Raw genomic sequence first — 22,580 nt, 5'->3', positions numbered from 1 at the left:
TCAGAAGTGAAACGCCGTAGCGCCGATGGTAGTGTGGGGTCTCCCCATGCGAGAGTAGGGAACTGCCAGGCATCAAATTGTGGTGTAAGTAAGACACCGGTTATCGGATTGACTCCTCTGATAACATACAGAATCGGTGGTGCGGTAGTTCAGTCGGTTAGAATACCGGCCTGTCACGCCGGGGGTCGCGGGTTCGAGTCCCGTCCGCACCGCCACCCTATTTAGGGGCGTAGTTCAATTGGTAGAGCACCGGTCTCCAAAACCGGGTGTTGGGAGTTCGAGCCTCTCCGCCCCTGCCAAACCAAAAATAGCCCTTCACGTTAACGTGAAGGGTTTTTTTTAATCTGTCGATCCCTGATTTTTCCATTCCGTGCTTTTTCCGTTGATAAGAACATCCTCACCGTCCTTTGGATTTATCAAGCCAGGACGGGTCTTTAAGCAATTCCACAAGCATACGTCGCTAGCGCCGTGTTTTATGTAGGAACAGAACGGCAGAGGGGAAGGGATATAATGGCGGATTCCTCACCGACCATCTGTCTGTGACGAATAACAATATAGTGACTTGAGACGATTATTAATAGCCCGCAGCAGCCGATCATCCGAAAGCCACAAGGACTTTCAGGTAGATCGCATCGTGTGCCAGATACTGCTTTAACAAGCTATATTCAGTGGGGTTTTCAGTAACTGTTTAATCAGTTCCTGTTGGTCGCCATTTTCAAGCCAGACAGCATAGCAAGGTCGAACTATTGTATTCGCTTCGGGAATCACAAGAAGCTCGGGATAACTCTGGGACCATTCACTCGGTAAAAATGCGCATCCGCCAATGGCTGACATTAACTGGCGTGTCAGATGTGCGGAGGATGTGGTGAGTGACGGCACCTGATCGCCAGGTAGCCAAGGGGTTTCATATTGATGGAAATCCGCCCCCCATTCCAGTCTGATATAGGGGCGCTCTTCGGTTGGTGTATTGTTGGCAGGAGCAAATAACGACAAGGAGAAATTACCTAATATCTGGCAGGAAAGCTCGTCCATCTTCGGCGATTCGGTGGTTATCAGTAAATCTAGCTGACGTTCATGGAGTTGCTTAATTAGCGTTTGTCGCAGTGCAATTCTGGCCTCCAGTTGTAGCAATGGACGCTGCTGGTAGAGCTCATTTAACCAGGGTGTCAGGAAGGCTTCCCAAAGCGATGCAGTCGCGCCGATGGACAGCTGGCTATGTTGCTGAGAGCGAGCGACTTCCTTTTTAGCGATTTGCCAGGTACCGATCAGGTTTTCCGCATAAGGCAGCAAGCGCTCACCTGCGGGTGTCAGGCGAATATTGTTACGGTGCCGAGTGAACAAATTAGCACCGAGTTGATTTTCCAGTTGTCTGATACGGAAACTCACTGCTGACTGTGTCAGATACAAAGATTCAGCTGCCCGACCGAAGTGTCTTGTCCGGCTGACTTCCAGAAAGGTTTTCAGTAAGTCGGTATCCATGCTTTTCTCCAAAAAAATTTTGTCGTCATGATTTAAATGTTTTGTTTTACAGGAAGTCAAGCCTATCTAATACTCCGCGCCATAAACGGCACGACCATATGAGAATTAGGAGCGTGTAAGATGGCGGAAAGCTTCTCAACAACCAGTCGTTTTTTTGATAACAAATTCTATCCACGTGGTTTTTCCCGGCATGGTGACTTTACGATTAAAGAAGCTCAACTGCTGGAACGCTATGGACATGCATTTAACGAACTTGATTCGGGCAAACGTCATCCGGTGACGGAAGAAGAGACCCAGTTTGTCGCAGTATGCCGTGGTGAACGTGCTGCACAGACCGAACTGGAAAAAATCTGGGCGAAGTATATCAGTCGTATTCGTCGTCCTAAACGCTTCCATACGCTGTCTGGCGGTAAACCGCAAATGGACACGGTGGAAGAGTACACGGAAAGCGATGATTAACTTGAATGGGGCTCTGGCCCCATTTTCATTTCTGTCGGTTGCTGCCGAAAGCAAGAGCCGGTTCATGCCAGGCTTTTGTGTAGTTGAATTAACAGACGGTCCATACAGCGATAACTGAGTGCTTCAGATAAGTGAGCGCGACGTATCTGCTCTTCTCCCCCCAGATCCGCAATCGTACGTGAAACCTTTAGGATCCGATGCCAGGCCCTGACTGATAATCCTAACTTGCTCATCACCTCTTCCAGATAGGTGGCGTCTTCATGGTTTAGTCGGCAGTAACTGGCGATATCATCCGATTTCATTTGTGCGTTGATTCTGCCAACGCGATCCAGTTGCCGTTTTCTGGCGTCAAATACCCGAGCCCTCACAGTAGCGCTGTCTTCCCCGATACGTGTCTGTTGTCGGAGAATCCCTGGTGGTAGCAATGGCACCTCAATAGATAAATCAAAACGATCGAGAAAAGGGCCGGAGAGCCTGTTGAGATAGCGCAGAATTTGTTGTGCTGGCATACGGTTATGGATGCCTTGATAGTGCCCTGATGGGCTGGGGTTCATGGCGGCGACTAACTGAAAGCGTGCGGGATAACACACCTTGGCACGAGTGCGAGAAATCACTATTTCTCCTGACTCCAACGGTTCTCGCAGTGAGTCCAGCACTCGCCGTTCAAATTCAGGCAGTTCATCCAGAAACAATACGCCATTGTGTGCCAGTGAAATCTCTCCTGGCTTAGGTAACACACCACCGCCGACCAGGGCGGTAATGGATGCGGTATGGTGGGGGGAACGGAATGGTCTTTTGCGCCATTGCGACAGACCCGGCTGAATATCAATCAGGCTATTGATGGCTGCACTTTCCAGTGCTTCATCGTCATTAAGCTCTGGCAGTAAACCGGGCAGGCGGCTGGCCAGCATCGTTTTGCCGGTTCCTGGTGGGCCGAGTAATAGCAAATTGTGTCCGCCTGCCGCCGCGATTTCCAATGCACGTTTCGCTTGTTCCTGGCCAATGATTTCTTTCAGGTCTGGCGCTGAGGTATGGGGGGATATGGTGTGAGGGATCTCGCTACCACGCAACAAGGCGGTCTCTCCTTGCAGAAAAGCACAAACGTGTAGCAGGTGATTTGCCAGTAGCGTATCTCCGTGGGGAATCAGGGTCATTTCCAGTTTGTTGTCTTCCGGCAGGATTAATCCCCTCCCTGCCTTTTGCGCCTCCATGGCTGCAGGAATCGCGCCATGAACGCCCCTCAGGCTACCTGATAGCCCAAGTTCACCGAGGAACTCATATTGTGCGAGTTTCTCGCCAGCAATTTGCTCAGAGGCTGCCAGAATGGCTAGCGCGATAGGAAGGTCATAACGTCCCCCTTCTTTCGGCAGATCTGCTGGAGCCAGATTGACGGTGATCCGTTTGGCTGGAAAGGTAAAGCCGCTGTTGATTAGCGCGCTGCGTACTCGGTCTCGTGCTTCTTTGACCGTCGTTTCCGGTAAACCGACCAGCGTGAGTGCCGGCAAACCGTTGCTGATGTGTACTTCAATTGAGACTTCCGGTGCCTGCATACCGATGGTTGCTCGCGTATAGGTCACTGCCAGTGTCATGACTTACTCCTCCCTGTGGCGTGGGCATCATGCCTGTCTGAGCGTGTTAGCACACGGTTGATGTCGCCACGATGCGAGTCATCGTCAGAAAACAATCTGCTTTCTCAGGCGGAATTCATGAAATTGTGTGCATGCTTCCGGATGTTGTTAATAAAAGGTTACAAGGTGGCTGGGTTCGCAACAGATTTATACCGCTTATAGCATTGCTCAATGGTCGTGATGGGCGTATTTAACAATTATTTAAATTATTGCCTGCGATTTTTACATCGCCTCACCGACTGCGGCATCACCTGCCGTTCAGCCTGCTGAGACATGCGAGTGTCTCTACTACAGGACAGGATAAAATTATGTTTGGTTGGACTCCTCTGCAGCGTAATGCCGCGATTGCCAGCTTTTTGAGCTGGGCGCTGGATGCATTTGATTTCTTCATTCTGGTTTTTCTGCTTAGCGAACTGGCCCACGCTTTTTCGGTCAACATCGAGCAGGTGACGCTGGCCATTTTGTTAACGCTGGCTGTTCGGCCTGTCGGTGCATTGTTACTGGGGCGGCTGGCGGAAAAGTTTGGCCGCAAGCCAATTTTAATGCTGAACATCGTGATGTTCTCCCTGTTTGAGCTGTTATCCGCCTCGGCACCGAATATCACCGTATTTCTGCTGTTGAGGGTGCTGTATGGCGTGGCGATGGGGGGGATTTGGGGGGTCGCATCGTCACTGGCGATGGAGACCATTCCAGACCGTTCGCGTGGGCTGATGTCCGGTATTTTCCAGGCGGGTTACCCTTTTGGTTATTTACTGGCTGCAGTCGTTTACGGACTGCTGTTTGACCATGTCGGCTGGCGTGGCATGTTTATCATTGGCGCGCTTCCTATCCTGTTGTTGCCGTTTATCTATTTCTGTGTGGAAGAATCACCGGTATGGCGGGCTGCAAGGGTGCGCAAGGAAAGCACCGCATTGCTGCCGGTGTTGAAAACACATTGGAAGCTCTGCGTCTATCTGGTGGTGTTAATGGCATCGTTCAATTTTTTCAGCCATGGCACACAGGACCTGTATCCGTCATTTTTAAAAATTCAGCACGGTTTTGATGCGAAAACCGTCAGTATGATCGCCATTAGCTACAATATTGCTTCGATTATCGGTGGTATCTTTTTTGGGACGTTATCGGAGCGTATCGGTCGGAAGAAGGCGATTATGACCGCTGCATTACTCGCGTTGCCGGTTATCCCGCTGTGGGCGTTCTCTCATGGGCCTTGGATGCTGGGGCTGGGGGCATTTTTAATACAGTTTATGGTGCAGGGGGCCTGGGGGGTAATCCCAACCTTCCTGAACGAGCTGGTGCCGAGTAACACACGGGCGGTACTCCCTGGTTTTGTCTACCAGCTCGGTAACCTGATTGCCTCAGTCAATGCCACGCTACAGGCGAGCATTGCCGAATCACATAACCATAATTATGGGCTGGCGATGGCGAGCGTTGCAGGTGTGGTCGCGATTGTGATTGCGGTGCTGGCGGCATTCGCGGATAACAGTTGGTCAGCAAAAAAACACGGCGTGGGTACGACGCAGGTTAATGTATGAATAATAAGCTGTTTTGTAATGTGAGGAACGATTGTCGCCCACAGCACATGGAAAAAAAGAGTTGTCACAGTGTGGCTTGCTGTGATAACTCTGTAGGTATTCGTTCGACAGTAGATTAATGAACAACCTGAAATGAAAGCCTTCAACCTAGTGATTAGCCTAGTCGTGATTAGCGTGGTGGTGATTATTATCCCACCGTGCGGGGCAGCACTTGGACGAAGAATGGCTTAAAAATCAAGGCCGAATTCAAGAAAACCCCCGCACCGAAAGGTCGGGGGTTTTTTTATGGGCCGATAATGGCAATAAGGGAGCAGATAATGCTGAGTAGCATAAAATCCTGTTTTCCTCAGACAGAGTCGGGGAAATAACTATGAATGGTGCGCAGTGGGTGGTACAAGCGTTGAGGGCGCAGGGAGTGGAGACTGTTTTCGGTTATCCTGGTGGCGCGATCATGCCGGTCTACGATGCATTGTATGATGGCGGCGTGGAACACCTGCTCTGTCGCCATGAACAAGGGGCTGCGATGGCCGCGATTGGTTATGCCCGCTCTACCGGTAACGTCGGGGTGTGTATCGCGACATCCGGTCCCGGCGCGACCAACCTGATCACGGGTCTGGCAGACGCACTACTGGATTCGGTCCCTATTGTGGCCATTACCGGTCAGGTTGGCTCGGCGCTGATCGGAACGGACGCTTTTCAGGAAATCGATGTGTTGGGTCTGTCTCTGGCCTGCACCAAGCATAGCTTTCTGGTTGATTCTATCGAGTCATTACCGGAAATCATGGCAGAAGCCTTTGCTGTAGCCCGTAGCGGGCGTCCCGGTCCGGTTCTGATTGATATTCCCAAGGACATTCAACTGGCGCAGGGGGATTTTTCGCCTTGTTTTATGCCGGTGGATGACGTGATGCCGTTTTCCATCCAGCAGGTGACAGAGGCGCGAGCGATGCTGGCGCAGGCGAAAAAACCCGTGCTGTATGTGGGCGGCGGTGTGGGAATGGCGCAGGCGGTTCCGGCATTGCGCACCTTTATTGAGACCACTCGGGTTCCAGCAGTGGTGACCCTCAAAGGGTTGGGGGCAGTAGAGAAAGACTACCCTTACTATCTTGGTATGATCGGTATGCACGGCACGCAAGCGGCTAACCTGCTGGTGCAGGAATGCGATTTGTTGATCGCGGTTGGTGCCCGTTTTGATGATCGCGTGACCGGTAAGCTGAGCGCGTTTGCGCCGCATGCCAGTGTTATCCACATGGATATCGACCCGGCTGAACTGAACAAGCTGCGACAAGCGCACGTGGCGCTGCGTGGCGATCTGAACCAACTGTTGCCCGCATTGCAGCAGCCGCTCAATATTGTTGAGTGGCGTCAGCATGCCGCGATGATGAAAGCCGAATATACCTGGCGTTATGATCATCCTGGCGAGGCTATCTATGCACCGGCATTACTGCGTACGCTGGCGGATCGCATGCCTGCTGAAACGGTGGTGACCACCGATGTGGGTCAGCATCAAATGTGGGCCGCGCAGCATATGCACTTCAGCCGACCGGAAAATTTCATCACCTCAAGCGGACTTGGCACGATGGGATTTGGGGTGCCAGCAGCGGTGGGGGCGCAGGTGGCACGTCCTGACAATACCGTTATCTGTATTTCCGGTGACGGCTCTTTCATGATGAATGTGCAGGAGCTCGGCACCATCAAACGAAAACGCCTGCCGTTGAAGATAGTCTTGCTGGATAATCAGCGACTGGGGATGGTTCGACAATGGCAACAACTGTTTTTTGACGAGCGTTACAGCGAAACCAACCTCTCCGATAACCCCGATTTTTTGATGCTGGCCAGCGCTTTCGGCATTCCCGGCCAGCATATCACCCGTAAAGACCAGATTGACTCTGCCCTGGATGCGCTGCTCAACAGCGAAGGCCCTTACCTGCTGCATGTTTCCATCGACGAGAATGAGAATGTCTGGCCACTGGTGCCGCCTGGTGCCGGTAATGAAACCATGTTGGATAAGACAGAATAATTCGATAAGACAGAATAATGGCAGGAGACTTTCCCATGACACATCATCAGCTTTCCATTCAGGCTCGCTATCGCCCGGAAGTTCTGGAACGCGTATTACGTGTGACCCGTCACCGTGGCTTTCAGGTGTGCGCCATGAACATGACGCAGGGTCACAATGACGATCACGTGCAGATAGACATGACCGTTGCCAGCCACCGGTCAGTGGATTTATTGTCAACCCAATTAAGCAAACTGCTGGACATCGCCTGTGTGGAGATCCAGCCGCTCACATCACAACAAATACGTGCCTGATGGCATCGGTAAGGAAAGCAATAATGACGAAGAAAGCAGACTATATCTGGTTCAATGGCGAGATGGTTCCCTGGGCGGATGCCAAAGTTCACGTGATGTCCCACGCTTTGCACTACGGTACGTCAGTGTTTGAAGGGGTGCGTTGCTACAATTCCCATAAAGGTCCAGTGGTGTTTCGTCACCGCGAACACATGCAGCGTTTGCATGATTCCGCCAAAATTTATCGTATGCCGCTCTCCTACAGCATTGATGAGCTGATGGAAGCCTGCCGTGAAACACTGCGTCGCAATAACCTGACCAGCGCTTATATTCGTCCTTTGGTGTTTGTTGGCGATGTGGGCATGGGGGTCAATCCGCCAGCAGGCTACAATACCGATGTGATCATTGCTGCGTTCCCGTGGGGCGCGTATCTGGGCGAAGAAGCGTTGGATCAGGGGATCGACGCGATGGTGTCGTCCTGGAACCGCGTCGCGGCCAATACCATTCCGACCGCTGCCAAAGCTGGTGGTAACTACCTGTCTTCCCTGTTGGTCGGCAGCGAAGCGCGCCGACATGGCTATCAGGAAGGGATCGCGCTGGATGTGAATGGCTACGTGTCTGAGGGTGCCGGTGAAAACCTGTTTGAAGTGAAAGACGGTGTGATTTTCACCCCGCCGTTTACCTCTGCGGCGCTGCCGGGTATTACCCGCGATGCCATTATCAAGCTGGCGAAGGACAAAGGGTTTGAAGTCCGCGAGCAGGTATTGTCCCGTGAGTCGCTGTATCTGGCCGATGAAGTCTTTATGTCCGGCACCGCGGCGGAAATTACTCCGGTTCGCAGCGTGGACGGTATTCAGGTCGGTATTGGTAAGTGCGGCCCTGTCACCAAACAACTGCAACAGGCGTTTTTTGGCCTGTTTACCGGCGAGACCCAGGACAAATGGGGTTGGCTGGATCCGGTAAACCGTTAATCGAACAATGACTGACTTTTTTCCGGTGGCTGTATGCCACCGGCTATCTGCTTAAACTGGAGTAATCAGAGTATGCCTAAGTACCGTTCAGCCACCACCACGCATGGTCGTAACATGGCTGGAGCGAGAGCCCTGTGGCGCGCGACAGGGATGACCGATGCCGATTTCGGCAAGCCAATCATCGCAGTAGTGAACTCGTTCACCCAATTCGTCCCCGGACACGTTCATTTGCGCGATCTGGGCAAACTGGTCGCTGAGCAGATTGAAGCGGCCGGTGGCGTTGCCAAAGAATTCAACACCATCGCGGTTGATGACGGTATCGCGATGGGGCATGGCGGTATGCTCTACTCTCTGCCGTCCCGCGAGTTAATCGCTGACTCGGTGGAGTACATGGTTAACGCGCACTGTGCGGATGCCATGGTCTGTATCTCTAACTGCGACAAGATCACCCCAGGGATGCTGATGGCGTCGCTGCGCCTGAACATTCCGGTGATTTTCGTTTCCGGCGGCCCGATGGAGGCCGGGAAAACCAAACTGTCTGACAAAATCATCAAGCTGGATTTGATCGATGCCATGATTCAAGGGGCGAACCCGAAAGTCAGCGATGAAGACAGTGCTCAGATTGAACGTTCCGCGTGCCCGACCTGTGGCTCCTGTTCCGGTATGTTCACCGCCAACTCGATGAACTGCCTGACCGAAGCGCTGGGGCTGTCTCAGCCGGGTAACGGCTCACTGCTGGCCACCCATGCTGATCGCAAAGCGCTGTTTATCAATGCTGGTAAGCGCATTGTCGGTCTGGCGAAACAGTATTACGAGCAGGATGACGACAGCGTGTTGCCGCGTAACATTGCCTCTAAAGCCGCGTTTGAAAACGCCATGACGCTGGATATCGCAATGGGCGGTTCTACCAATACGGTACTGCACCTGTTGGCGGCAGCGCAGGAAGGTGAAGTGGATTTCACTATGGAGGATATTGACCGTCTGTCACGTCAGGTGCCGCACCTGTGCAAGGTAGCGCCGAGCACCCAGAAATACCACATGGAAGATGTGCACCGCGCTGGCGGCGTGATTGGCATTCTGGGCGAGCTGGATCGCGCTGGGTTACTGAATAAAAACGTGAAGAACGTATTGGGTCTGACCCTGCCGGAAACACTGTCTGCCTATGACGTGATGCTCACACAGGATGAGGCGGTGAAAAAGATGTTTGCCGCCGGTCCGGCTGGCATTCGTACCACGCAGGCGTTTTCGCAGGATTGCCGTTGGGATTCGCTGGATACCGACCGTCAAGAAGGCTGTATTCGTTCTCGCGAACATGCGTACAGTCAGGATGGTGGGCTGGCGGTGTTGTACGGCAATCTGGCGCAAGACGGCTGTATTGTGAAAACGGCTGGTGTAGACGAAGGCAGCTTGGTATTCCGCGGCCCGGCCAAGGTATATGAAAGCCAGGATGATGCCGTGGAAGCGATTCTGGGTGGTCAGGTTCAGGCAGGCGACGTGGTGGTGATTCGCTACGAAGGCCCGAAAGGCGGTCCTGGCATGCAGGAAATGCTCTATCCGACCAGCTTCCTGAAATCAATGGGATTGGGTAAAGCCTGTGCGTTGATCACCGATGGCCGCTTCTCCGGCGGTACTTCCGGTTTGTCTATCGGCCACGCGTCGCCGGAAGCGGCCAGTGGCGGTACCATCGGTCTGGTGCAGGATGGTGACATGATCGCTATCGATATTCCCAAACGCGGTATCGCGCTGGAAGTCAGCGATGACGAACTGGCCCGCCGTCGTGAGCAAGAGCTGGCTCGTGGTGCTGCTGCCTGGACGCCGAAAAACCGTGACCGGCAGGTTTCCTTTGCGCTGCGCGCTTACGCCAGCTTGGCGACCAGTGCGGATAAAGGCGCGGTGCGGGACAAGAGCAAGCTGGGGGGCTAAACGCCATGGCAGTATCACTCCCTCTTCCTGCCGAACCCGGCGGAGCAGAGTATTTGCGCGCGGTATTGCGTGCGCCGGTGTACGAAGTGGCGCAAGTTACGCCGCTGGAACGGATGGATAAACTCTCCTCGCGGCTGGGTAATGTCATTCTGGTCAAGCGAGAGGATCGCCAGGCAGTGCATAGCTTCAAGCTGCGCGGTGCGTACGCCATGATGGCGGGGCTGACTGACGAGCAGAAATCGCACGGTGTGGTGACGGCATCTGCCGGTAACCATGCACAAGGCGTGGCGCTGTCGGCCAGCCGTCTCGGTATTCGGGCGTTGATCGTGATGCCGGTCGCCACTGCGGACATCAAGGTCGATGCGGTGCGCGATTTTGGTGGCGAGGTGTTATTGCATGGCGCCAACTTTGATGAGGCCAAAGCCAAAGCCATTGAACTGTCGCAACAGCAGCACATGACGTTTGTGCCGCCGTTTGACCACCCGGCGGTGATCGCCGGGCAGGGAACGCTGGCGATGGAGCTGTTGCAGCAGGATGCCCATCTCGATCGCGTTTTCGTGCCGGTCGGTGGTGGTGGTCTGGCGGCAGGGGTGGCGGTATTGATCAAACAGTTGATGCCGCAGATCCAGGTTATCGGGGTTGAAGCGGAGGATTCCGCCTGCCTGCGAGCGGCGTTGGATGCCGGTCAGCCGGTGGATTTGCCGCGCGTCGGGCTGTTTGCCGAAGGGGTGGCGGTAAAACGCATCGGTAACGAAACCTTCCGCTTGTGCCGGGAGTATCTGGACGATGTGATTACCGTCGACAGCGACGCCATCTGTGCGGCGGTCAAAGACCTGTTCGAGGATGTGCGGGCGATTGCCGAGCCGTCCGGGGCGCTGGCGCTGGCTGGGATGAAAAAATACATCCAGCAGCACAACATCCAGGGCGAACGGCTGGCACACATTTTGTCCGGCGCTAACGTCAACTTTCACGGGTTGCGTTACGTTTCCGAGCGTTGTGAGCTGGGTGAACAGCGTGAAGCGTTGATGGCGGTGACGATTCCGGAACAGAAAGGTAGCTTCCTGAAGTTCTGTCAGTTGCTTGGTGGGCGTTCTGTCACTGAGTTTAACTACCGTTACGCGAATGCCGACAACGCCTGTATTTTTGTCGGTGTGCGACTGACGCGTGGCAATGCGGAACGTCATGAAATCCTGACGGAATTGCAGGCGGGTGGGTATCAGGTGGTGGATCTGTCTGACGACGAGATGGCGAAGCTGCATGTGCGTTATATGGTCGGTGGCAGGCCGTCCAAACCCTTGAAGGAGCGGTTGTACAGCTTCGAATTCCCCGAATCGCCGGGGGCGTTGCTGAAGTTCCTCAATACGCTGGGTACGCACTGGAATATCTCGCTGTTCCATTACCGCAGCCACGGCACCGATTTTGGCCGGGTGCTGGCAGCGTTTGAACGCACGGAACACGACCCGGCATTCGAGCAACATCTGCAGGCACTGGGGTATGAGTGCCATGATGAAACGCAGAACCCGGCGTTTCGTTTCTTCCTGCAAGGTTAACACCGGTTAGCCTGATGACTGCGCCCGACGGTGTTATGCCGCCGGGCGCATTTTATTTTATAACCTGTTGCGGTAGGCTTGACCCTCTATCTGTCAAGGACATCACATCATGGCTACGGGATTCAACGGCTTCTCACCGCAGACGCTGACGTTTTTGCAGCGGGTACGCCAGCAGGACAGCAAAGAATGGTTTGAAGATCACCGGCAGGAGTATAACGATCAGTTACTGACGCCGTTTCGCTCGCTGGTAGACTCGCTGTCTATCCCTATGTTGCAGATTGACGATCATTTCGAAACCAAACCGGCGGTAGGCAAAACGTTATCCCGCATTCATCGCGACACCCGCTTTTCCCATGATAAATCGCGCTATCGTGACAAGATGTGGTTCACTTTTAAACGCACCCATAAAGATTGGACCGACGCACCGGTCTATTTTTTCGAGCTAACACCGACCGACTGGAGTTACGGGCTGGGGTATTACAGCGCCAGCCGCACCACGATGGAGCTGTTTCGGCAAACGCTGCGTGATAATCCGCAGGGTTTTCTGGAGGTGGCGGCGTGTCTGGGGCGCGAGTTTGAGCTGGTGGGGGAGAGTTATAAACGACCGTTGGTTAAGGAACAGCCCGCAGAACTGGCACACTGGTACAATCGTAAATCGTTTGCGGTGATGACCACCCGGCAGGATCAGGAACCGTTGTTTAGTGGTGAATTGGTGCCGCTGCTGGCGAAAGGCTTTACCCGGCTGGAGCCGCTGTACCATTACCTGATGAAAATTGAGGCGATGAAGAAAGCGGCGGAGCCTGAAAAGGTCAGCCCCGCCTTTTTGGATGAGAAGTGGTTTAGCCGCTGAGGGTTATTTTCCCCGGCTCATCAAATAATCAAACAGGTAGCTTTCACCGGCGGCGTCAAACACGGTGATTTGCAACTGCCGGTTATCCACGCAGGTCAACAGCAGTTTTTTCTGCCCGCCGAAGCTGCTCTCCGTCTGGCCAATCGCCTGGGTATCGGTCATCTGGCGGGCGCTGAGTGTGATGTCATCGAGTTTGGTCGCATAGCGAAAGGCCACCGAGCCATTGCCGGTAATATCACTGTCTCCGGTATTCAGCGTGACGTTGACCAGATGGTATGGCGCTTTCTGGTCATACATCTCTTTGAAGTAATCGCTCAACTCGTCGTACTCCTGTGCCGGGAGTTGCAGGTAATACTCGTAGCTGTAGTCGCCGTCAAAGCAGCTGTTGTGGCGCGGCCGGGCGATCGGATCCGGCAGGGTGTGCAGCGTGACGTCGTTGAGGTAGCGCAGGCGACTAAGTTGCTGTTGGTAGCTCTGACGCAGGCACTCTTCATCCCGACAGGTATTCCGGCTGGACAGCCAACTGCGCTGGAACTGCGTCAGGATTTTATCCTGTGCGACACGCTCTGCGTTACCGGTGAGAAATGCGCGCGATTTCTGCCACTCTTTCGCCAGTTCGTCGTCCAGCTGACTGAGCGCGGGTGTCTGGCAAATCAACTTCTCCTGCGCCGAACTGGCCTGTTGGCAGGGAAAGCTGGCGGCCAGCGACGGCAGCACAACGCACCCCACAGCCAGAGGCAGCAGCCATGTAGCGAGCAATCGTTTCATTATTTTTCCTGTAAGGTTTCCCAAAATGCTGCAATCAACGGGGTGCCAAGATGTGTTCTCTGTACGCAGACACCCAGTTCGAATGGTTCCATCGCTTGTGCTTCTAATACGGATACCCGATTACGCACCGGTTCCGGGCTGTTTTCAAGTACCACATCAGGGATCAAGGCGATACCGCAGCCTAGCGCCACCATCGATACCATCGCTTCATGGCCGGAGACGGTCGCATAAATAGGTGGATTGGTAATGTGTTGACGACGGAACCAGACATCGATTCTTTTCCTCACCGGACCGTGTTCTGGCAGGATAAACGGGATTTGCGACCAGTCCGGGTGCGGCTGCAACGCCTGTGTTTGCACCGGGCACGGTAACGCCGGAATGATCAATACCAGCGGGACCTTGCCGATAGGCATGAAATCCACACTGGCTGGCAGCGTTTCCGGGCGGCCGGCAATACCGAGGTCCGCTTCGTTGGATTGCACTTTATCCAGCGCGTCAGCGGCATCCCCCGTGGTCAGTTTGATTTCCACCAATGGGTGCCTGGCTCGGAAACGGTCGAGGATCGGCGGCAAGTGGCTATACGCGGCGGTGACGGAGCAAAACAGCCGTAGCTCACCGCTGAGCGACTGACCCTGCTGTTGTAAAATCAGGCGTAATTGCTGGTATTGCAACAGGGTTTGCTGGGCAAAGGTTTTCAGGTGTTCACCGGCATCGGTCAGGCGCACGGTGCGGTTATCGCGCAGAAACAGCGCCTGACCAATGTCCTCTTCCAGCCGCTGAATCTGGCGCGACAGCGTGGAGGGGCTGATATGCATCGCCTTGGCGGTGCGGCCGAAGTGGCGGCTTTCCACCAGATGCAAAAAGAGTTTCAGGTCCCGTAAGTCCATGCGCGCTGTGTCTCGTTTTAGTGTTGCAAATCTTGCAATATGACGTTGTTAATATATCAATTTAAGCAATGTATTTCCTGTCATATGATAATGACATTCTGATGGCGGTACTTATCGCTGTCCCGCACATAAAGCAAACACAATATCAAATGGAGCACGCCTCATGGCCAATTACTTCAATACACTGAACCTGCGTCAGCAGCTGGCGCAATTAGGCAAATGCCGTTTCATGGGCCGTGACGAATTCGCGGATGAAGCCAGCTACCTGAAAGGCAAGAAAGTGGTCATCGTGGGGTGTGGCGCGCAGGGGCTGAACCAGGGGTTGAACATGCGCGATTCCGGTCTGGATATCGCCTATGCGCTGCGTGCTGAAGCCATTGCTGAAAAACGTGCTTCATGGCGCAAAGCGACCGAAAACGGCTTTAAAGTCGGCACCTATGAAGAACTGATCCCGCAGGCGGATCTGGTGGTTAACCTGACGCCGGACAAACAGCATTCTGCTGTGGTACAGGCGGTACAACCGTTGATGAAGCAAGGCGCTGCGCTGGGTTATTCCCACGGTTTCAACATCGTTGAAGTGGGCGAGCAGGTTCGTAAAGACCTGACCGTGGTGATGGTTGCGCCGAAGTGCCCGGGTACCGAAGTACGCGAAGAGTACAAACGTGGTTTCGGTGTACCGACGCTTATCGCTGTTCACCCGGAAAATGACCCGAAAGGTGAAGGTATGGCGATCGCCAAGGCGTGGGCGGCTGCAACCGGCGGTCACCGTGCGGGCGTGCTGGAGTCTTCTTTCGTGGCGGAAGTGAAATCTGACCTGATGGGCGAGCAGACGATTCTGTGTGGCATGTTGCAGGCTGGTTCTCTGCTGAGCTTCGACAAGCTGGTTGCTGACGGCGTTGATCCGGCTTACGCGGAAAAACTGATCCAGTTCGGTTGGGAAACCATCACCGAAGCACTGAAGCAGGGCGGTATTACCCTGATGATGGATCGTCTGTCCAACCCGGCCAAGCTGCGTGCGTTCGCGCTGTCTGAGCAGTTGAAAGGCATTATGGCGCCGTTGTTCCAGAAACACATGGACGACATCATCTCCGGCGCATTCTCCAGCGGCATGATGGCTGACTGGGCTAACGACGATGTGAAACTGCTGACCTGGCGTGAAGAAACCGGTAAAACTGCGTTTGAAAACGCGCCGCAGTTTGAAGGTAAGATCGCTGAGCAGGAATACTTCGACAACGGCGTGTTGATGATCGCGATGGTAAAAGCGGGTGTAGAACTGGCATTCGAAACCATGGTCAGCTCGGGTATCATCGAAGAATCTGCTTACTACGAATCACTGCACGAACTGCCGTTGATTGCTAACACCATCGCTCGTAAGCGTCTGTATGAAATGAACGTGGTGATTTCCGATACCGCTGAGTACGGTAACTACCTGTTCGCCAACGCGGCGGTGCCGTTGCTGAAAGGCGCGTTCATGGACAGCCTGCAGCCGGGTGATCTGGGCAAACCGGTCGCAGCGACCAGCGTGGACAACGCGCAACTGCGTGATGTGAACGAAGCTATCCGCAACCACCCGATCGAGGTTGTGGGTAAGAAACTGCGTGGCTACATGACCGATATGAAACGTATTGCGGTCGCTGGCTAAGGTCATCGGGACCTTTCCTCCTGAGAGCGGGGCGCAGATTGCGCCCCGTTTTTTTTGCACTCAATTCACAATGTAGGGCAGGGATGAGCGATGCAGGACATAAAAATAGCGAAGACGTTCTCTTTATCCTCAAGGAGAGTCGGTATTGCTATGGTCGGCGTGGCCGTGATGCTGGTGGCCTTTCTCTATGGGGCAGGTGACGATTACACGTTGATACGGCAATACCGGCTTGAAAACAACGTGACGGTGAATCTGCTGGAGCTGGGGAGTGGTGGTGCCATGGCAGGGGATGTCTATCGGTATACCGTCAGCGTGAATGGTGGGGAGGCCAAAGAGGTTCTGAAGACCAATAGCCGTGACGCCGATATCCGTATGCAAGAGGGTGTACTGGTGATTAACCTGACTGGCGATGTGTACCGGTTGGATAACCGTGTTCGCCTTCATGACGGCTATGACACACTGAAAACCCGCATTACCGTGACCCACCCATAATACGGCCCGATGCGCTGGGCCGTATCGTTATCTTAAGCTCAGGCGTCCGCCGGTGCAGACTTAAATACCTGCTCGGCCTTTTGGAAGCGCTCGGTGACGACAGAAGAAGGTGCCCGGCCCAGCAGGCTCACGACCATAATCGCCGCACTGGACAGCAGAAAACCGGGGATGATTTCATACAGATTTAGCCAGCCGTGCTGTTTCCAGACGATCACGGTCACGGCACCGACCAGCATGCCTGCCAGCGCGCCATTGCGAGTCATGCGCGGCCACAGCAGGGAAATCAGAATGACAGGGCCGAAGGCCGCGCCGAAACCGGCCCAGGCGTAACTGACCAGCCCCAGCACGCGGTTTTCCGGGTTCACCGCCAGTGCAATCGCGATGACCGAGACCAGCAGCACCATGGCACGACCGACCCAGACCAATTCTCTCTGACTGGCGTTTTTACGCAAAAACGGTTTGTACAAATCTTCGGTGATGGCGCTGGAACACACCAGCAACTGGCAACTGAGCGTACTCATCACCGCCGCCAGAATCGCGGACAGCAATATGCCAGCAATCCACGGGTTAAACAGCAGACGCGCCAGTTCAATGAAGACGCGCTCACCGTTTTGAGAAACATTGCCCGCCTGATCAGGATTACCCGTGAAGTAGGCAATACCGAAGAATCCGACGGTGACGGCACCGGCCAGACAGAGCACCATCCAGGTCATACTGATACGACGGGCATTGCGGATGGTGTGGTGTGAATCGGCTGCCATAAAGCGCGCCAGAATATGCGGCTGGCCGAAATACCCCAGCCCCCACCCCAGCAACGACAGAATCGCGACGGTGTTCAACCCCTTGAACATGTCCAGATTAGCCGGGTTTTTGCTTTCAATGACCGCCAGTGACGGTGCGATGCCGCCAACCGACAGAATGACGATCACCGGCGTCAGGATCAGCGCGAAAATCATCAGGCTGGCCTGTACGGTGTCAGTCCAGCTAACGGCCAGATAGCCGCCGATAAAGGTATAGGCAATGGTCGCCGCCGCACCGGCCCACAACGCGGTGTTGTAGCTCATGCCGAAGGTACTTTCGAACAGACGGGCACCCGCCACAATGCCGGAAGCGCAATAAATGGTGAAAAACACCAGAATCACCAGCGCGGAAATGACCCGCAGCAGTTTGCTTTTATCTTCAAAGCGGTGGCTGAAGTAATCCGGCAGTGTCAGCGCGTTATGATTAACCTCGGTATGTACCCGCAGGCGTCCGGCGACCCAGGTCCAGTTCAGGTAAGCGCCGATGGTCAGGCCAATCGCTATCCAGCTTTCCGAGATACCTGACAAAAAGACGGCCCCCGGCAGCCCCATTAGCAGCCAGCCGCTCATGTCGGAGGCCCCGGCAGATAACGCCGTGACCACACTCCCCATACGGCGTCCACCCAGAATATAGTCGCCAAAATTGTGGGTGGCGCGATAGGCCATCAGGCCGATCAACACCATCCCGAAGATGTACACCAGAAAGGTCACCAGCAATGGTGTGCTCATCGTCGTCATTATTTTCTCCATTGTGATGCGATCCGTCAGTCCTGCGCTCCGGTAGGCCGGGCACTGTCCGGCTTGCCGGAACGGATTCGCGATAATAGTTGCTACAGGTTGCACCTTTCAACTGATGGCTGGCTAAAGCGACATGCCAACGCGGCTGGCATTGCCAATAAAGCCTGCGATCATTCAGAAGAATGGGCGGCAATAGGATGAAAAGCGTAGTTCATTAACAAGGTTGCACAAAGTTGCAACATGCCGGATAGTAGCTTTGCTTTCCAACATCACTTTCTTATACCCGTCATACGTCAGGTTGCAGGTACGTTGGCTTTCTTCCTCGCCTTTGGGGCCAACGCGATCGTTTTGGCCTGCAACTCGATGTATTGAGGGCGCACAACAGGAGCGGATATGGGCACCACGACTATGGGCGTCAAGCTCGATGAGGCCACGCGTGAGCGTCTTAAAGCCGCGGCGCAGCGCATCGATCGCACGCCGCACTGGCTGATTAAACAGGCCATTTTCAGCTATCTCGAACGCCTTGAAAGTGGTGCCGACACGCCTGAAATTCCTCAGCCGGTCGGGCAAGACCCGAGTGAGGCGGCAGAGATTATGCCGCAATCGCCACAAGAAGAAACCCACCAGCCGTTTTTGGACTTCGCGGAGCAGGTTTTGCCGCAGTCGGTACTACGTTCAGCGATCACGGCGGCGTACCGTCGGCCGGAAACAGAGATGATACCGATGTTGCTGGAACAAGCGCGCATGCCAGAGGCGATATCGCACGCCGCCAGCGCGCTGGCGACCCGCCTGGCGACGACGCTACGCCAGCAGAAAAACAGCGGCGGCCGGGCAGGCATGGTACAGAGCCTGTTGCAGGAGTTTTCGCTGTCATCGCAGGAGGGCGTGGCGTTGATGTGTCTGGCGGAGGCGCTGTTGCGTATTCCAGATAAACCGACGCGGGACGCACTGATTCGCGACAAAATCAGCACCGGTAACTGGCAGTCACACGTTGGGCGTAGTACCTCGTTGTTCGTCAATGCCGCGGCCTGGGGGCTACTGGTGACCGGCAAACTGGTATCGACCCACAATGAATCTCATCTCTCCGGTGCGTTGAACCGTATCATCGCCAAAAGCGGTGAGCCGCTGGTGCGCAAAGGCGTGGACATGGCGATGCGGTTGATGGGCGAGCAGTTCGTCACCGGGGAAACCATCGCCGAAGCGCTGGCGAATGCCCGCAAGCTGGAGGCGCGAGGCTTCCGCTATTCCTACGACATGCTGGGCGAAGCGGCGATGACCGGTGATGACGCCACGGCGTATCTGGCATCCTATCAGCAGGCCATTCACGCGATTGGTAAAGCCGCCTGCGGGCGTGGTATTTACGAAGGGCCGGGGATTTCCATCAAACTTTCGGCGTTGCACCCGCGCTACAGCCGGGCGCAGTACGAGCGCGTGATGGACGAGTTATATCCGCGCCTGCTGTCGTTAACGCTGTTGGCCCGGCACTACGATATCGGCATTAACATTGATGCCGAAGAAGCGGACCGGCTGGAGCTGTCTCTCGACCTGCTCGAACGGTTGTGTTTTGAACCGCAACTGGCCGGGTGGAACGGCATCGGTTTCGTGATTCAGGCTTACCAGAAACGCTGTCCCTTTGTGATTGATGCGATTATCGACCTGGCGCGTCGTAGTCAGCGACGACTGATGGTGCGGCTGGTGAAAGGTGCTTACTGGGATAGCGAAGTCAAACGCGCTCAGGTGGATGGGCTGGAAGGCTACCCGGTCTACACCCGCAAGCTGTACACCGATATCTCCTATCTGGCGTGTGCCCGTCGCCTGCTGGCGGTGCCGAACCTGATTTACCCGCAGTTTGCCACCCACAACGCCCATACGCTCAGCGCCATCTACCATCTGGCAGGCAACAACTACTACCCAGGGCAATATGAATTCCAGTGCCTGCACGGCATGGGAGAGCCGTTATACGAGCAGGTTGTGGGTAAGGTGGCTGACGGAAAACTGAACCGTCCATGCCGGATTTACTCCCCGGTTGGTACCCATGAAACCCTGCTGGCCTATCTGGTGCGCCGTTTGCTGGAAAATGGTGCCAATACCTCGTTTGTTAACCGGATTGCCGACCCGTCGGTGGCACTGGAAACACTGGTGGCTGACCCGGTCAGGGAAGCGGAAGCACTGGCGGTGCGGGATGGGCAGGTTGGGCTGCCGCATCCGCGTATTCCGTTACCGCGTGCGCTGTATGGCAATGGGCGACGCAACGCCAGCGGGCTGGATTTATCCAGCGAGCATCGGCTGGCGTCGCTATCCAGTGCGCTGCTAAGCGGTGCTGCCCGGCCCTGGCAGGCACAACCGATACTGGCTGTCGACGGCGATGTCGGCGGTGAGGCCCGACCGGTCGTTAACCCGGCTGAGCCGCGTGATGTGGTGGGCTACGTGCGTGAGGCGCAGCCCCAGGAGGTCATGCTGGCGCTGGAGCAGGCGGCCAGCGCCGGTGATATCTGGTTCGCTACGCCCGCCACCGAACGGGCGGCTATCCTGTCGCGGGCGGCCGACCTGCTGGAAAACCAGCAACAACAGCTGTTGGGATTGCTGGTACGGGAGGCCGGCAAAACGCTGGCGAATGCGGTGGCGGAAGTCCGCGAAGCCGTGGATTTCTTGCGTTATTACGCTGCATTGGTGCGCGAGACATTCAACAATCATGATTACCGCCCACTGGGGCCGGTGGTGTGCATCAGCCCGTGGAATTTCCCGCTCGCTATTTTTACCGGGCAGGTGGCAGCGGCGCTGGCGGCGGGTAACAGCGTACTGGCTAAACCAGCGGAGCAGACACCGCTGATTGCGGCACAGGCGGTGCAGATACTGCATGAAGCTGGGGTGCCGGTCGGTGCGCTGCAATTGTTGCCGGGGAATGGCGAAACCGTGGGGGCGGCACTGGTGCGTGACGAGCGGGTACGTGGGGTCATGTTTACCGGTTCTACGGCTGTCGCCTCTCAGTTACAACGCGTGCTGGCTGGACGGCTCGACCCGCAAGGGCGTACCACGCCGCTCATCGCCGAAACCGGCGGTATCAACGCGATGATTGTTGATTCGTCGGCGCTGACCGAACAGGTGGTGGCGGATGTGATGACGTCGGCGTTCGATAGTGCCGGTCAGCGTTGTTCGGCGTTGCGGCTGCTGTGTGTGCAGGAGGAAGTCGCGGAGAAAACGCTGACGATGCTACGCGGGGCAATGGCGGAGTACCGCATGGGGAACCCGGAGCGGCTTTCCACCGATGTCGGGCCGCTGATCGATGGCGATGCGAAGCAGCGGATTGGTCACCATATTCACACGATGAGGGCCAAAGGGCGGCCAGTGTTTCAGGCCACCTGGGCGAATAGCCAGGATGAGGCGGAATGGGGACACGGGTATTTTATTCCCCCGACGCTGATTGAGCTGGGCAGTGTGGAAGAGCTGCAACAGGAGGTGTTTGGTCCGGCGCTGCATGTTGTGCGTTATTCCCGCCATCAACTGGAGACATTGATTCGACACATCAACGCGGCTGGTTACGGCCTCACGCTGGGTCTGCATACCCGTATCGATGAAACCATCGCGCGGGTGACGGGGCTGGCGAAGGTGGGCAATCTGTATGTGAACCGCAATATGGTCGGTGCGGTAGTCGGTGTACAGCCGTTTGGCGGTGAGGGGTTATCCGGTACCGGGCCCAAAGCGGGCGGGCCGCTTTATCTGCACCGGTTGCTGTCGCATCGCCCGGATGATGCCGCAACGCAGATATTCACCCATCAGGACAACGAACGCCCGGCCGACTTCACCGCACGCCAGACACTGCTGGCCGGATTACAGGCGCTGGAAACCTGGGCGCGGCAGACGCAGCGTAACGCGCTGGTGTCTTGTTGCCAGCGTTATGCCGGGCTGACGCAGAGTGGTGCCATCCGGATATTACCCGGCCCGACCGGTGAGCGTAATACCTATACGTTGTTGCCGCGAGAGCAGGTGCTGTGTGTGGCGGATAATGACGATGACGCGCTGGTGCAACTGGCGGCGGTGCTGGCGGTGGGCAGCCGGGCGATGTGGCGTGAAACGCCGGAGCGACAGGCGCTGTATCGGCACCTGCCTGAAGCGGTACAGGCACGGCTGGTATTCTGCCGTGATGGCATAACGGACGGCAGCCGGTTTGACGCGGTGATTTTCCACGGTGATGCCGATCAGTTGCGTCAGCTTAGCGAGCAGTTAGCGCAACGCGACGGGGCGATTGTCGGTGTACAGGGGCTGTCCCGTGGCGAAACTGACATTGTGCTGGAGCGGTTGCTGATCGAGCGCTCGCTCAGTATTAACACCGCTGCCGCGGGCGGCAATGCCAGCCTGATGACGATTGGATAATGACACCAGAGGTTGTTATCGGTGATTTATGTCGGAACTGTGAAAGGTTTCGTGCTTGATAACATCGGTTATTCTTTTGCAGCATCACCGTACGCACGACAAGGAGAGGTTCAAACGCCACCTCTCCTTGACCACTGGCTTGGGGGCTAAACTGTGCCGCTTCGCGGTCCCTTCGGCGTTCGACTTCGCTGTTCGGGCCGC

General features: G+C 55.4%; 17 protein-coding genes and 2 tRNA genes. 14 read left to right on the top strand and 5 right to left on the bottom strand.

All coding sequences use genetic code 11. The features are described 5' to 3' along the window. The first annotated feature begins 138 nt into the window (after nt 1-138). Together FAZ14_RS16985 and FAZ14_RS16980 are read left to right on the top strand one after the other, a co-directional pair. Nucleotides 139-215: transfer RNA gene (locus FAZ14_RS16985), tRNA-Asp, on the top strand. A gap of 8 nt (nt 216-223) precedes the next feature. Further along, nucleotides 224-299: transfer RNA gene (locus tag FAZ14_RS16980), tRNA-Trp, on the top strand. A 352-nt stretch (nt 300-651) separates the two neighbouring features. On the opposite strand, the gene hdfR is transcribed toward FAZ14_RS16980, so the two are convergent. Further along, nucleotides 652-1,479, bottom strand: a complete 828-nt coding sequence (hdfR, locus tag FAZ14_RS16975; protein WP_029456670.1) for an HTH-type transcriptional regulator HdfR — start codon at nt 1,477-1,479, stop codon at nt 652-654. 120 nt (nt 1,480-1,599) lie between these two features. On the opposite strand from hdfR, the gene FAZ14_RS16970 reads away from it, so the two are divergent. Next, nucleotides 1,600-1,938, top strand: a complete 339-nt coding sequence (locus FAZ14_RS16970) for a MaoP family protein (protein WP_016943919.1) — start codon at nt 1,600-1,602, stop codon at nt 1,936-1,938. A gap of 62 nt (nt 1,939-2,000) precedes the next feature. Here FAZ14_RS16970 and FAZ14_RS16965 read toward each other — a convergent pair whose 3' ends face one another. Further along, nucleotides 2,001-3,527, bottom strand: a complete 1,527-nt coding sequence (locus tag FAZ14_RS16965; RefSeq protein WP_016943920.1) for a YifB family Mg chelatase-like AAA ATPase — start codon at nt 3,525-3,527, stop codon at nt 2,001-2,003. 347 nt (nt 3,528-3,874) lie between these two features. Here FAZ14_RS16965 and FAZ14_RS16960 point away from each other — a divergent pair, with 347 nt between their 5' ends. The 8 genes from FAZ14_RS16960 (at nt 3,875) to FAZ14_RS16925 (ending at nt 12,681) form a co-directional block, all read left to right on the top strand. Next, complete coding sequence (locus FAZ14_RS16960) at nt 3,875-5,098, top strand: MFS transporter (RefSeq protein ID WP_016943921.1); 1,224 nt, start codon at nt 3,875-3,877, stop codon at nt 5,096-5,098. A gap of 132 nt (nt 5,099-5,230) precedes the next feature. Beyond that, on the top strand, nt 5,231-5,329 hold the full coding sequence (gene ilvL, locus FAZ14_RS16955; protein ID WP_071526243.1) for an ilv operon leader peptide: 99 nt from the start codon (nt 5,231-5,233) through the stop codon (nt 5,327-5,329). A gap of 139 nt (nt 5,330-5,468) precedes the next feature. Beyond that, nucleotides 5,469-7,115, top strand: coding sequence for an acetolactate synthase 2 catalytic subunit (ilvG, locus tag FAZ14_RS16950; RefSeq protein WP_016943922.1), 1,647 nt, complete (start codon nt 5,469-5,471; stop codon nt 7,113-7,115). Nucleotides 7,116-7,150: 35 nt separating this feature from the next. Then, complete coding sequence (ilvM, locus tag FAZ14_RS16945; protein WP_012886517.1) at nt 7,151-7,408, top strand: acetolactate synthase 2 small subunit; 258 nt, start codon at nt 7,151-7,153, stop codon at nt 7,406-7,408. 23 nt (nt 7,409-7,431) lie between these two features. Then, nucleotides 7,432-8,358: a branched-chain-amino-acid transaminase gene (gene ilvE, locus FAZ14_RS16940; RefSeq protein ID WP_016943923.1), complete on the top strand. Its 927-nt coding sequence runs from the start codon at nt 7,432-7,434 to the stop codon at nt 8,356-8,358. Nucleotides 8,359-8,430: 72 nt separating this feature from the next. Then, nucleotides 8,431-10,281 carry a dihydroxy-acid dehydratase gene (ilvD, locus tag FAZ14_RS16935; RefSeq protein ID WP_016943924.1) on the top strand — a complete coding sequence of 617 codons (1,851 nt, stop codon included), beginning with the start codon at nt 8,431-8,433 and terminating at the stop codon, nt 10,279-10,281. Between the two features lie 5 nt (nt 10,282-10,286). After that, nucleotides 10,287-11,831, top strand: a complete 1,545-nt coding sequence (ilvA, locus tag FAZ14_RS16930; protein ID WP_016943925.1) for a threonine ammonia-lyase, biosynthetic — start codon at nt 10,287-10,289, stop codon at nt 11,829-11,831. Between the two features lie 109 nt (nt 11,832-11,940). Further along, a complete protein-coding gene (locus FAZ14_RS16925) occupies nt 11,941-12,681 on the top strand; it encodes a DUF2461 domain-containing protein (protein ID WP_016943926.1) in 741 nt (246 codons plus the stop codon). A gap of 3 nt (nt 12,682-12,684) precedes the next feature. On the opposite strand, the gene FAZ14_RS16920 is transcribed toward FAZ14_RS16925, so the two are convergent. Both FAZ14_RS16920 and ilvY read right to left on the bottom strand, forming a co-directional pair. Then, complete coding sequence (locus FAZ14_RS16920) at nt 12,685-13,449, bottom strand: lysozyme inhibitor LprI family protein (protein ID WP_050544643.1); 765 nt, start codon at nt 13,447-13,449, stop codon at nt 12,685-12,687. Continuing rightward, complete coding sequence (ilvY, locus tag FAZ14_RS16915; RefSeq protein WP_016943928.1) at nt 13,449-14,336, bottom strand: HTH-type transcriptional activator IlvY; 888 nt, start codon at nt 14,334-14,336, stop codon at nt 13,449-13,451. Before ilvY ends, FAZ14_RS16920 begins: the two co-directional genes overlap by 1 nt. A 163-nt stretch (nt 14,337-14,499) precedes the next feature. Here ilvY and ilvC point away from each other — a divergent pair, with 163 nt between their 5' ends. Both ilvC and FAZ14_RS16905 read left to right on the top strand, forming a co-directional pair. Continuing rightward, nucleotides 14,500-15,978 (top strand): ketol-acid reductoisomerase, encoded by a 1,479-nt coding sequence (gene ilvC, locus FAZ14_RS16910; protein ID WP_016943929.1) that lies wholly within the window; start codon nt 14,500-14,502, stop codon nt 15,976-15,978. A 90-nt stretch (nt 15,979-16,068) separates the two neighbouring features. Then, entirely contained in the window at nt 16,069-16,470 is a 402-nt protein-coding gene (locus FAZ14_RS16905; protein WP_235914602.1) for a hypothetical protein, read from the top strand. A gap of 38 nt (nt 16,471-16,508) precedes the next feature. On the opposite strand, the gene putP is transcribed toward FAZ14_RS16905, so the two are convergent. Next, nucleotides 16,509-18,008, bottom strand: coding sequence for a sodium/proline symporter PutP (gene putP, locus FAZ14_RS16900; RefSeq protein WP_153508915.1), 1,500 nt, complete (start codon nt 18,006-18,008; stop codon nt 16,509-16,511). A gap of 393 nt (nt 18,009-18,401) precedes the next feature. Here putP and putA point away from each other — a divergent pair, with 393 nt between their 5' ends. Continuing rightward, complete coding sequence (gene putA, locus FAZ14_RS16895) at nt 18,402-22,379, top strand: trifunctional transcriptional regulator/proline dehydrogenase/L-glutamate gamma-semialdehyde dehydrogenase (protein ID WP_153508914.1); 3,978 nt, start codon at nt 18,402-18,404, stop codon at nt 22,377-22,379. The last annotated feature ends 201 nt before the right edge of the window (nt 22,380-22,580 follow it).

Source organism: Dickeya oryzae, assembly GCF_009372235.1.
GTDB lineage: Bacteria > Pseudomonadota > Gammaproteobacteria > Enterobacterales > Enterobacteriaceae > Dickeya > Dickeya oryzae.
The sequence above is the reverse complement of the archived record's forward strand: the minus strand, read 5'-3'. Positions and strand labels throughout refer to the sequence as shown.

Excerpts from the sequence above, each read along its gene's own strand:
- FAZ14_RS16925 (WP_016943926.1), top strand. The coding sequence starts at position 11,941 with ATGGCTACGGGATTCAACGGCTTCTCACCGCAGACGCTGACGTTTTTG.
- putP (WP_153508915.1), bottom strand. The coding sequence starts at position 18,008 with ATGACGACGATGAGCACACCATTGCTGGTGACCTTTCTGGTGTACATC.
- hdfR (WP_029456670.1), bottom strand. The coding sequence starts at position 1,479 with ATGGATACCGACTTACTGAAAACCTTTCTGGAAGTCAGCCGGACAAGA.
- FAZ14_RS16965 (WP_016943920.1), bottom strand. The coding sequence starts at position 3,527 with ATGACACTGGCAGTGACCTATACGCGAGCAACCATCGGTATGCAGGCA.
- ilvC (WP_016943929.1), top strand. The coding sequence starts at position 14,500 with ATGGCCAATTACTTCAATACACTGAACCTGCGTCAGCAGCTGGCGCAA.
- putA (WP_153508914.1), top strand. The coding sequence starts at position 18,402 with ATGGGCACCACGACTATGGGCGTCAAGCTCGATGAGGCCACGCGTGAG.
- ilvE (WP_016943923.1), top strand. The coding sequence starts at position 7,432 with ATGACGAAGAAAGCAGACTATATCTGGTTCAATGGCGAGATGGTTCCC.
- FAZ14_RS16970 (WP_016943919.1), top strand. The coding sequence starts at position 1,600 with ATGGCGGAAAGCTTCTCAACAACCAGTCGTTTTTTTGATAACAAATTC.
- ilvA (WP_016943925.1), top strand. The coding sequence starts at position 10,287 with ATGGCAGTATCACTCCCTCTTCCTGCCGAACCCGGCGGAGCAGAGTAT.
- FAZ14_RS16905 (WP_235914602.1), top strand. The coding sequence starts at position 16,069 with ATGCAGGACATAAAAATAGCGAAGACGTTCTCTTTATCCTCAAGGAGA.
- ilvD (WP_016943924.1), top strand. The coding sequence starts at position 8,431 with ATGCCTAAGTACCGTTCAGCCACCACCACGCATGGTCGTAACATGGCT.
- FAZ14_RS16960 (WP_016943921.1), top strand. The coding sequence starts at position 3,875 with ATGTTTGGTTGGACTCCTCTGCAGCGTAATGCCGCGATTGCCAGCTTT.
- FAZ14_RS16920 (WP_050544643.1), bottom strand. The coding sequence starts at position 13,449 with ATGAAACGATTGCTCGCTACATGGCTGCTGCCTCTGGCTGTGGGGTGC.
- ilvM (WP_012886517.1), top strand. The coding sequence starts at position 7,151 with ATGACACATCATCAGCTTTCCATTCAGGCTCGCTATCGCCCGGAAGTT.
- ilvL (WP_071526243.1), top strand. The coding sequence starts at position 5,231 with ATGAAAGCCTTCAACCTAGTGATTAGCCTAGTCGTGATTAGCGTGGTG.
- ilvY (WP_016943928.1), bottom strand. The coding sequence starts at position 14,336 with ATGGACTTACGGGACCTGAAACTCTTTTTGCATCTGGTGGAAAGCCGC.
- ilvG (WP_016943922.1), top strand. The coding sequence starts at position 5,469 with ATGAATGGTGCGCAGTGGGTGGTACAAGCGTTGAGGGCGCAGGGAGTG.